Origin of the sequence: Paenibacillus dendritiformis, from assembly GCF_015845845.1 — a bacterium.
GTDB lineage: Bacteria > Bacillota > Bacilli > Paenibacillales > Paenibacillaceae > Paenibacillus_B > Paenibacillus_B dendritiformis_C.
The window spans coordinates 142,787-151,970 of sequence record NZ_LDIG01000151.1 but is presented as its reverse complement, the minus strand read 5'-3'; the positions used below and the strand labels follow the sequence as shown (position 1 = coordinate 151,970).

Annotated in this window: 9 protein-coding genes; all 9 read right to left on the bottom strand. The window is 59.2% G+C overall.

The genetic code is table 11. From position 1 onward, the window contains the following. On the bottom strand, window positions 1-256 hold a 256-nt coding region (gene tnpA, locus ABD76_RS14850), incomplete at its 3' end, for an IS200/IS605 family transposase (protein ID WP_197258038.1). Between the two features lie 252 nt (window positions 257-508). After that, window positions 509-1,603: a prephenate dehydrogenase gene (locus ABD76_RS14845; protein ID WP_197258037.1), complete on the bottom strand. Its 1,095-nt coding sequence runs from the start codon at window positions 1,601-1,603 to the stop codon at window positions 509-511. Further along, window positions 1,600-2,697, bottom strand: coding sequence for a histidinol-phosphate transaminase (gene hisC, locus ABD76_RS14840; protein ID WP_197258036.1), 1,098 nt, complete (start codon window positions 2,695-2,697; stop codon window positions 1,600-1,602). Before hisC ends, ABD76_RS14845 begins: the two co-directional genes overlap by 4 nt. Before the next feature lie 42 nt (window positions 2,698-2,739). Next, window positions 2,740-3,570, bottom strand: coding sequence for a tryptophan synthase subunit alpha (gene trpA / locus ABD76_RS14835; protein WP_197258035.1), 831 nt, complete (start codon window positions 3,568-3,570; stop codon window positions 2,740-2,742). After that, complete coding sequence (gene trpB / locus ABD76_RS14830; protein WP_197258034.1) at window positions 3,567-4,790, bottom strand: tryptophan synthase subunit beta; 1,224 nt, start codon at window positions 4,788-4,790, stop codon at window positions 3,567-3,569. The genes trpA and trpB overlap by 4 nt, the downstream gene beginning before the upstream one ends. After that, the gene (locus ABD76_RS14825; protein ID WP_197258033.1) at window positions 4,747-5,517 is read right to left on the bottom strand and encodes a phosphoribosylanthranilate isomerase; all 771 of its coding nucleotides are present in this window, start codon (window positions 5,515-5,517) and stop codon (window positions 4,747-4,749) included. The genes trpB and ABD76_RS14825 overlap by 44 nt, the downstream gene beginning before the upstream one ends. A gap of 19 nt (window positions 5,518-5,536) precedes the next feature. Beyond that, window positions 5,537-6,340, bottom strand: coding sequence for an indole-3-glycerol phosphate synthase TrpC (trpC, locus tag ABD76_RS14820; protein WP_197258032.1), 804 nt, complete (start codon window positions 6,338-6,340; stop codon window positions 5,537-5,539). Continuing rightward, the gene (trpD, locus tag ABD76_RS14815) at window positions 6,330-7,385 is read right to left on the bottom strand and encodes an anthranilate phosphoribosyltransferase (RefSeq protein ID WP_197258031.1); all 1,056 of its coding nucleotides are present in this window, start codon (window positions 7,383-7,385) and stop codon (window positions 6,330-6,332) included. The genes trpC and trpD overlap by 11 nt, the downstream gene beginning before the upstream one ends. After that, the gene (gene trpE, locus ABD76_RS14810; RefSeq protein ID WP_197258030.1) at window positions 7,382-9,031 is read right to left on the bottom strand and encodes an anthranilate synthase component I; all 1,650 of its coding nucleotides are present in this window, start codon (window positions 9,029-9,031) and stop codon (window positions 7,382-7,384) included. Before trpE ends, trpD begins: the two co-directional genes overlap by 4 nt. Window positions 9,032-9,184 lie beyond the last annotated feature (153 nt).

Genomic DNA, 9,184 nt, shown 5'->3' with positions numbered 1-9,184 from the left:
TTTTTCCCTTCAGATCTCCCATAAATGATGATACTGAGATTTTTGGTGGAATCGCTACTAACATATGTACATGATCTGGCATCATGTGACCTTCTAATATATCCACTCCCTTGTATTTACATAAACGTTTGAAGATTTCGATCAAATCTTTCCTCACTTGATTATAGATCTCTTTCCGTCTATACTTCGGGGTGAATACAATGTGGTATTTACACATCCACTTTGTGTGAGCTAGACTATAGTTCTTGTTTGCCATCTAAGACCATTCCTTTCATTGAGCCTGAACATCTCAATTTTATCGGGATGGTCTTGTTGGTCAAACCCTCGATCCCTCCACCCGCATAGCGGGTGGTTTTTTGTTTCGTGCGTTTCACGCACTCAACTGGCTAAAGCCCCAAAACAAAAGGGCCGGTCAAGGATATACCTTGACTGGCCCGTTTCAACGAATTATGCTGCAAGCCGCACTGCCTGCACACGCTTGGAAGAATATGCTGTCGGGACGGTACCTTTACACATAGATCTGATACCCGCTCCCGGTGAGCAGCTCATTGGCCCGATCCGCATCCTCCTGCTGCCGGAAGGACAGACGCAGGACGCCCGGCACGTCTTCCCGGCTCTCAATAATTTGAAGATTGCTCAAATTAATATGATGCTTGCCGAGCTCAGTGGCGATTTTTCCGATAATGCCCGGCGTGTCCGGGACATCCATATACAGATCGTGGAGCCCGAGCAGCACGCCTTTGCGCCGCTCCGGCATCCGGCTGCGGAACTCGCCCGCCTTCGCGAATTGGCGCATAATCCCTTCGCCGTCCCGCCGCTGCAATAGATTGATGAATTGCTCCGTGTTTGCTTTCCAGTCCTGAAGCATTTGGAGAAGGATATCCCGATTATTTAACAAAATATCCCGCCAAATCACCGGATCGCTCGAAGCGATGCGCGTAATATCGCGAAACCCGCCGGCGGCCAGCACCTCGTGGAGACTATTGTCCTCATTGTATTGTTCAACTTGATTGACCAATGCGACGGCGACGATATGCGGAAGATGGCTGATGGCGCCCACGACCGCATCATGCTCCTCCGGATTCATGCGGATAATATGAGCTTTCGTGCAGCGTAGCAAGGAGACGAGCCTGCTGTACGCATCCTCATCGACATCCTCATCCGGAGTCAAGACATAATAAGCGTTCTCGAACAGCAGCGTCGAAGCCGCCTCCACCCCGGAACGCTCCGATCCGGCCATTGGATGGCCGCCGATAAAATGCACTCCGCTCCACGACAGCTCGCGGGCGCAGCGGGCAACCGACGCCTTCGTGCTCCCGACATCGGTTACGATGCAGCCTGGCTTCACATCCAACTGATGCAGGCTTCGGAGCGTCGATTCCAGCATCCCTACCGGCGAGCAGACAAAAATATAATCCGCATCCCGAACCGCATCTTGCAGCGAGGTCGTGGCTTCATCGACGACCCCGCGCTTGACATACTTTTCGGTCGAAGAAGGATTCGGCGAGTATCCGACAACATGAATCCCGGGGTTGTTCTTGAAGCAGAGGGCGAGCGAACCGCCAATCAGTCCTACGCCCAGAATCGCGATTCTCGTGCTCATATGCCCACCTTGAATTCCGCCAATGTCGCTTCCAGCGCTTCGATCATCGCTTCATTCTGTTCGCGGGAGCCAATCGTGATCCGGATATGTGTCGGATACTTTTTATGGCCTCCCCGCGTAATAATTCCTTTGCGCATGAGCGCCTCGAACACCTGCTGCGCCGGATGGCCGACGTCAACCATAATGAAGTTGCCATGGGCCGGGAAGCTGGACAATTGCAATCTTGCGAATTGTTCCTGCACATAGCGGATCCCTTCCGCATTCAGGCGGCGGCACTCCTCGATGAATGCCTGATCCCGAACGGCAGCCAGGGCGGCCGCTTGGGCGAAGCGCGACGTGTTGAACGGTTCGCGCACCTGATTGATCAGGCGAATGACGTCCGGATGCCCGATGCCGTATCCGATCCGGAGCGAGGCCAATCCATAGATTTTGGAGAAGGTCCGCAGCGTGATCAAGTTTTTATATTGAGGCAAATAGTCGAGACCGTCCGGGTATGACTCGTCTGTCACGTACTCGCAGTAGGCTTCGTCCAGCACGACGAGCACCCGCTCCGGAACGCGCTCCATGAACCGCTCCAATTCGGCGCGGCCGATAATCGTCCCCGTCGGATTATTCGGGTTGCAGATCCAGATTAGCTTCGTCCGCTCTGTCACGGCGGCGAGCATCGCGTCGAGATCGTGCGTCCCTTCCTTCAACGGAACCTCGACCGTGACCGCGCCTTCGATATCCCCGTTATGCTTATATTGCGGGAAGGTCTGGTCGGCGGTAATCTGCTCGTCGCCCGCTACCAAAAACGCCCGGCACAGCATCAGAATCACTTCATCGGATCCGGCTCCGAACACGATTTGATTCGTGTCGACATTGAACTTTTCGGCTATCGCCGCAGTCAGCGCCACGGCAGCCCCGTCCGGATAGATGCTGGCATTTTCAATTTCCTGCCTCATCGCTTCCTTGGCCTGAGGAGAGCATCCGAACGGATTCTCGTTGGACGCCAGCTTAATGATGCGGTCCAAGCCCAGTTCCCGCTTCACCTCATCGACCGATTTCCCCGGCTGATAGACAGGGAGATGTACAATACTGCTCTTCGGTTGCATCCGGTTACCACCTTTCCTTACATGGGAAGTCGCTGCAAAGCGTTAATTTCTTAATTGTCGCACAAAATCGCAAATTTGCAAGATCCCATCTTCAAAAGTGGCCTCATCGGACAACAATGGTTGAGCTTCTTCTAGTTTCCGCACGATGGCGCTGCCGACAATAACTCCGTCGCAGTACGCTGAAAATTGCTTCACGTGAGCTGGTGTCGAGATGCCGAACCCGACGCAGACAGGGAGCGGGGTCGTTGCCTTTACCTGCCGGATGAACCGCTCGACCTCGTGATCGAAGCTGTCTCTTACCCCGGTCACGCCCAGCGAGGATACGCAGTAAATGAAGCCCCGGCCTTGCGCCGTGATGCGGCTGATCCGCTCCTCCGAGGTCGGCGCGACGAGCGGAACGAGGTGAATGCCGCAAGCATCCGCCGCTTCCCGCACCGGCCCGCTCTCTTCATACGGCAGATCGGGGATGATGGCCCCGCTGAAGCCGGTCTCCGCCGCGGTCCGGAAGAAGCGTTCGATTCCGTACTGCATAACCGGATTATAATAGGTGAACAGAACATAAGGAATGCGCGCTCCTTGCTCCCGCGCCTGTCTCGCAACCCGGAAGCTGTCCTCCAAGGTCACGCCGCCCCGCAGCGCCCGCTCCGCCGCCCGTTGAATGACGGGGCCGTCCGCCAGCGGGTCGGAGTACGGCACGCCCAGCTCAATCACATCCGCGCCCGCTTCCTCCAAGCGGAGCAGCACCTTCAAGGTCGTCCCGCAATCCGGATCGCCCAATGTAATGAACGGCATTAACGCAGCCTTTCCTTCCGCGCGGCGGCGCGCGAACATATCATCCAGCCGGTTCGTTGCCTGTGCAGCCATGTCGCTCATCCTTCCTCTCCCCCCAGCGTCTCCATAATCTGATTCACGTCTTTGTCGCCGCGCCCGGACAGGCAGATGACCAGAATCGAGTCCGGAGACATCGACGGCGCTTCCTTGATCGCCTGCGCTACGGCATGAGCCGATTCCAGCGCCGGAATAATTCCTTCCGTCCGGCTCAGCAATTGAAGCGCGTCCAACGCCTCTGCATCCGTGATCGGCACGTATTTCGCCCGCTTGCTGTCCTTCAGGTACGCGTGCTCCGGGCCGACCCCCGGGTAATCCAATCCGGCCGATATCGAGTGCGCCGGCTGGACCTGGCCGAATTTATCCTGCAGCACGTAGCTGAGCGAGCCCTGGAACACGCCGCGGGACCCCTTCGTCATCGTGGCGGCGTGAAAGGGCGTGTCGATTCCTTTGCCGGCGGCTTCGACGCCGAGCAGCGCCACCGACTCATCCTGAAGGAACGGGTAGAACATGCCCATCGAATTGCTGCCCCCGCCGACGGCGGCGATGACGAGATCGGGCAGGCGCCCCTCCTTCTCCAATATTTGCTTGCGGGTCTCGTCCCCGATAATGCGTTGGAAGTCCCGCACCATCATCGGATAAGGATGCGGCCCGGTCACCGACCCGAGAATATAGAAGGTGTCATCGACATGGCTGACCCAGTAGCGCAGCGTCTCGTTGCAGGCATCCTTCAGCGTGCGGGTTCCCGACAGGACGGGAACGACCTCCGCCCCCAGCAGCTGCATGCGGAATACGTTCAGCCGCTGACGCTTCATATCCTCCTCGCCCATGAACACCTTGCACTCCATGCCGAGCAGAGCCGCCACGGTCGCCGTCGCTACGCCATGCTGCCCCGCTCCCGTCTCGGCGATAACCTTTTTCTTGCCCATCCGCTTGGCCAGGAGCGCCTGGCCGATCGTGTTGTTGATTTTGTGGGCGCCGGTATGATTGAGGTCTTCCCGTTTCAGATACATTTTGGCTCCGCCCAGCGTCTCGCTCAACCGCTCCGCATAATAGAGCGAGGTCGGTCTGCCGGAATATTCCCGCAGAAGCTTGATCAGCTCCGCCTGGAATTCCGGATCCTTCGTATATTGTTGATAAGCTTCTTCCAGTTCAAGAAGCGCGTTCATCAACGTCTCCGGCACGTATCTGCCGCCGAAGTCGCCGAAGCGGCCATGAGCGTCAGGCAGCGCCGCCGCCGTTCCCTTCGTCTGTGTCTGTTCCATATGCTCTCACCCTTTCAATAAATGCGGATACTTTTCGAATATCTTTGATCCCTTCGGTCTCGACCCCGCTCGATACATCGACGCCATCGATGCGGCTGCTGGCAAGCAGCCTTCCGACATTGTCCGGATTCAGCCCGCCCGCCGCATAAAGGGGAAGGCCAAGCTCTTTCGCAAGCGAGCGATAGCCCGGAATCACGGTCCAATCGAAAGTCCGGCCGGAGCCTCCCCCCTGCGACGGATCATGCGTATCCAGCAGAATGGCGTCAATGGAATGCCGCATGCGGCGCAGCATCGCTTCCCCCTCAGCCATGCGGTTCCCGCCCGGCTCCGCGCAGGCAATCGGCACCGTCAGCCAGACCTGCACCTTATGCCGGCCCTTCAGCCAGGCCGGAAGGTCCGGATCATGGTCGGCGATTAACTGCACCGCGTCGAGGCGAGCCTCCGTCAGGACCGCCTCCACATCCTCACGCTGCGGGCGGGCGAACACCCCGATCGTGAGCGGAAGCTTCGCGCCCTCTTCCTCCAAGCGGGCCAACCAGCCGCGCACATCGGCAGGCGAGACGCGCCGCCGGCTTGGCGCGAACACGAACCCGATGCTGTCCGGCCCCGCCCCAACGATCTCCCGGGCCATCTCCAATCCGGTCACCCCGCATATTTTCACGCGCGGCGCCTGTTCATGACCGCCGCCGTTCCGCTTCATGCCCGCTTTCTCCGTCATTCCCGGCATAACACTCGCGCTCCTTCCGTCATACCGCGACCCGCGGCAGACCGCTCATCAATTGCTCTACGGCCTCCTCCACATTTGGCTGCCGCATCAGATGCTCGCCGACGAGCGCGGCGTCGATTCCCGTCTCCGCGAGCCGCTTCATATGCTCCGGCTTATGAATTCCGCTCTCGCTGACCAGCGTCCGATCGGCCGGAACAAGCGCGCGCAGCCGTTCGGTCTGCTCCAAATCCGTGACAAATGTATGCAAATTCCGATTGTTAATTCCGATGAGCGGCGCATCGTCGAGCGCCAGCACCCGCTTCAGCTCCTCCTCATCATGAACTTCAATCAGCGTCTCCATGCCGAGCTCAAGGGCGCAGCGGTTCAGCCGCGCCAGCTCGCTGTCGTTCAATATCGCCGCGATGAGCAGCACGGCATCGGCGCCGATGAGACGGGCTTCCAGCAGTTGGAGCTCATCGATAATGAATTCCTTGCGCAGCACCGGCAGCTCCGTCCGGCTGCGCACCTCGCGCAAAATAAAGTTGCCTCCTTGAAAATAAACGCGATCCGTCAGCACCGACAGCGCGTCGGCCCCGGCGGCTTCATAGCCGCGGGCGATGGCCGCCGGATCGAAGTCTTGGCGAATCAGCCCTTTGGAAGGCGATGCCTTCTTCACTTCCGCAATCAAGCCGACGGAGCGCCGTTTCCCGGCCGTCAGCGCGTATATCAGCGAGCGGCACGGCGGCAGTGCCGCAATCGCACGCTCCGCCTCCCGGCGGTTCAGCGCCGCTGTCAACTCCGCCACCTCCTGCCGCTTCGTCTCTACAATCCGATCAAGAAACATGACTCCATCCCCCTGTGGCTTCTCTCCATTGCTCCAGCTTGCGGAGCGTCTGTCCGCTGTCAATCGCGGCGGCCGCCATGCATACGCCTTCGGCGATGCTCTCCGCCTGCCCGGCCACGTAGATGCAGGCGCCGGCATTCGCGAGCACGATGTCGCGATGCGGTCCCTGCTCCCCGTGCAGGATGCGGCGGATAATGGCCGCGTTCGTCGCGGCATCGCCGCCCAGCACGCTGGACAGCGGCTGCGTCCGCAGCCCGAGCTGCTCCGGCGTAATATCATACGTTCTCAGCTCGCCGTCCTTCAGTTCGCTAATCCGGGTCGGAGCGGATAAGCTGATCTCGTCGAGCCCGTCTTCGCTCGCGACGACGAGCGCCCGCTTCAAGCCCAGCTCGCGGAGCACCGCCGCGATCGTCTCGGTGCGGCTGCGGTCATAGATGCCCAGCACCTGGCGATCCGCTCCCGCCGGATTGGTCAGCGGGCCGAGCATGTTGAACACCGTGCGCACGCCCAGCTCCCGGCGCGGCGCTGCGGCATGCTTCATCGCGGGGTGGAACACCTGCGCGAACATGAAGCAGATGCCGACGCGGTCCAGGCATTCCGCGGCCTGATCGCTCGTCAGATGAATATTGATGCCGAGCGCCTCAAGCACGTCGGCGCTGCCCGAGCGGCTGGAGGCGGAGCGGTTGCCGTGCTTCGCGACCCGCACGGAGGCGGAAGCCGCGATAATCGCCGACACCGTGGAAATGTTCAGCTTGTGGATGCCGGAGCCGCCGGTCCCGCATGTATCAAGCAGGCGATCCTGCGCGGTGATGACGTGCCGGGCGCGGCTGCGCATCGCCTCGGCGAACCCGACAATTTCGTCCACCGTCTCGCCCTTCAGGCGCAAGCAGGCCAGCAAAGCGCCAATCTGGGCGGCTGAGGCATGGCCGTCCATCACGTCGGACATGACCTCCCGCGCTTCTTCCCGGCTCAGATGGCCGCCGGCCAGCACATGGGCCAGCGCTTGCTTCGTCAATACGCTATCTGGAACGGCGTGAGTGCTCATGGCGATACGCTCCTTTCTGGCATATGCTTCTTCTCCGGTTGGACAGCCGCGTAATAGTCCCAATTGACCGGAAGCGCGGCCGGCTTCGCAGCCGGGACGGATGGACGGCGGTCCTTCGGCGCTTCGGCGGATGCGACCGATTCCCTGCATTCGAACATCTCCTCGGCCGTCTGAATGGCGAGCAGCAGCGCCTTTGCCTTGTTGACCGTCTCCTCGTATTCCTTCTCGGGAACCGAATCCCATACAATGCCGGCGCCGGCCTGAACATAGGCGGTGCCGCCCTTGAAAATAATTGTCCGAATCGTAATGCAGGTGTCCATATTGCCGTTGAAGCCCAAGTAACCGATGGCGCCGGCGTAGGCGCCGCGCGCTTCCCGCTCCAGCTCCGCGATAATCTCCATCGCCCGCAGCTTCGGCGCGCCGGAGACCGTCCCGGCAGGGAGACAGGACAGAAAAGCGTCGAAGAAATCTTTATCCCGGCGCAGCGTGCCGGAGACGTTCGATACGATGTGCATTACATGCGAATAGCGCTCAATGCCCATATACGTGTCGCAGCGGACCGTCCCGAATTCACAGACCCGGCCGAGATCATTGCGCCCGAGATCGACCAGCATCACATGCTCGGCCCGCTCCTTCTCATCCTTCAGCAGCTCTTCCTCGAGCGCGAGATCCTCTTCTTCCGTCCGCCCGCGCGGTCGGGTGCCGGCAATCGGCCGCGTCTCCACGCGCTCGCCCTTGACCCGGACAAGCGCCTCGGGGGAGGTGCCGACGAGCGTTTCGTCGTCCATTTTCAGAATGTACATGTACGGGGAAGGATTCGTCATCCGCAGCACCCGGTATACATCCAGCGGATCGACCGTCGTCTGCCGCTCGAACCGCTGCGAGAGGACGACCTGGAAGATATCGCCGCCGCGAATGTATTCCTTCGCCCGCTCTACCTTATCCATAAATGACGCCCGCGTCTCATTCGAACGGTACGGTCTCAGCTCGGAGGCGCTTCCTTCCGGAAGAAAGCGGCCGCTCTGCAGTTCGGCGGCAGGCGCGGCCAACAGCTTCTCCTGCAGCCGTCTCAGCTTCTCCTTCGCCTGCGCGTACTGCGCCCGAATATGCTCCTCCGTATCTTCCCGCTCCAGATGCAAATTGACGATGAATTGCATCTGCTGTTTGACGTGATCGAACACGATCAACTGATCGCAGAACATGAATTGAATATCATTCATCATCAGGTCGTCCCGCCGATGGCGCGGAAGACGCTCATACTGCTGCACCAGATCATAGCCGAAAAATCCGATAGCGCCGCCCGTCAGCGGCGGCATGCCTGCCAGGGCCGGGCTTTCATACTTGCGCAGCACCTTCTTCACGGCGGTTAGCGGACGCTCGTGAATCTCGGTGACGGCATTGCGCTCGGTAATGCGCAGCGTGCCGTTCTTGCCCTGCAATACCAGAAAGGGATCGGTGCCGATAAAGGAGTAGCGCGCCCATTGGACTCCGCCCTCCACGCTTTCCAGCAAAAAAGCATAAGGCTCTTGCTTCAGCCTTTGAAACAATCGTATCGGGGTCTCTGTATCTGCCGTAATGGTCTCGGAGACCGGAATTACCGGATAATTGCGGGATAATCGCAATACTTCATCCACATGAGGATGCATGACATCCACTCCTTTCGAATTCGGGGGATTCGGATGGAAGCAAGAAACAAAAAAACCTCTACCGCAAGGTAGAGGTTCGTTGATTCGATCATGATATTGTGGATGAGCAAGCTCAGGGTATATCAAAGATTGGATCGCCAAAGAAAGATCAAC

Bases quoted from the DNA above. Each gene is read 5' to 3' on its own strand.
- trpD (WP_197258031.1), bottom strand. From the start codon at position 7,385: ATGAGCACTCACGCCGTTCCAGATAGCGTATTGACGAAGCAAGCGCTG.
- ABD76_RS14825 (WP_197258033.1), bottom strand. From the start codon at position 5,517: ATGCCGGGAATGACGGAGAAAGCGGGCATGAAGCGGAACGGCGGCGGT.
- trpA (WP_197258035.1), bottom strand. From the start codon at position 3,570: ATGAGCGACATGGCTGCACAGGCAACGAACCGGCTGGATGATATGTTC.
- ABD76_RS14845 (WP_197258037.1), bottom strand. From the start codon at position 1,603: ATGAGCACGAGAATCGCGATTCTGGGCGTAGGACTGATTGGCGGTTCG.
- trpE (WP_197258030.1), bottom strand. From the start codon at position 9,031: ATGCATCCTCATGTGGATGAAGTATTGCGATTATCCCGCAATTATCCG.
- trpB (WP_197258034.1), bottom strand. From the start codon at position 4,790: ATGGAACAGACACAGACGAAGGGAACGGCGGCGGCGCTGCCTGACGCT.
- trpC (WP_197258032.1), bottom strand. From the start codon at position 6,340: ATGTTTCTTGATCGGATTGTAGAGACGAAGCGGCAGGAGGTGGCGGAG.
- hisC (WP_197258036.1), bottom strand. From the start codon at position 2,697: ATGCAACCGAAGAGCAGTATTGTACATCTCCCTGTCTATCAGCCGGGG.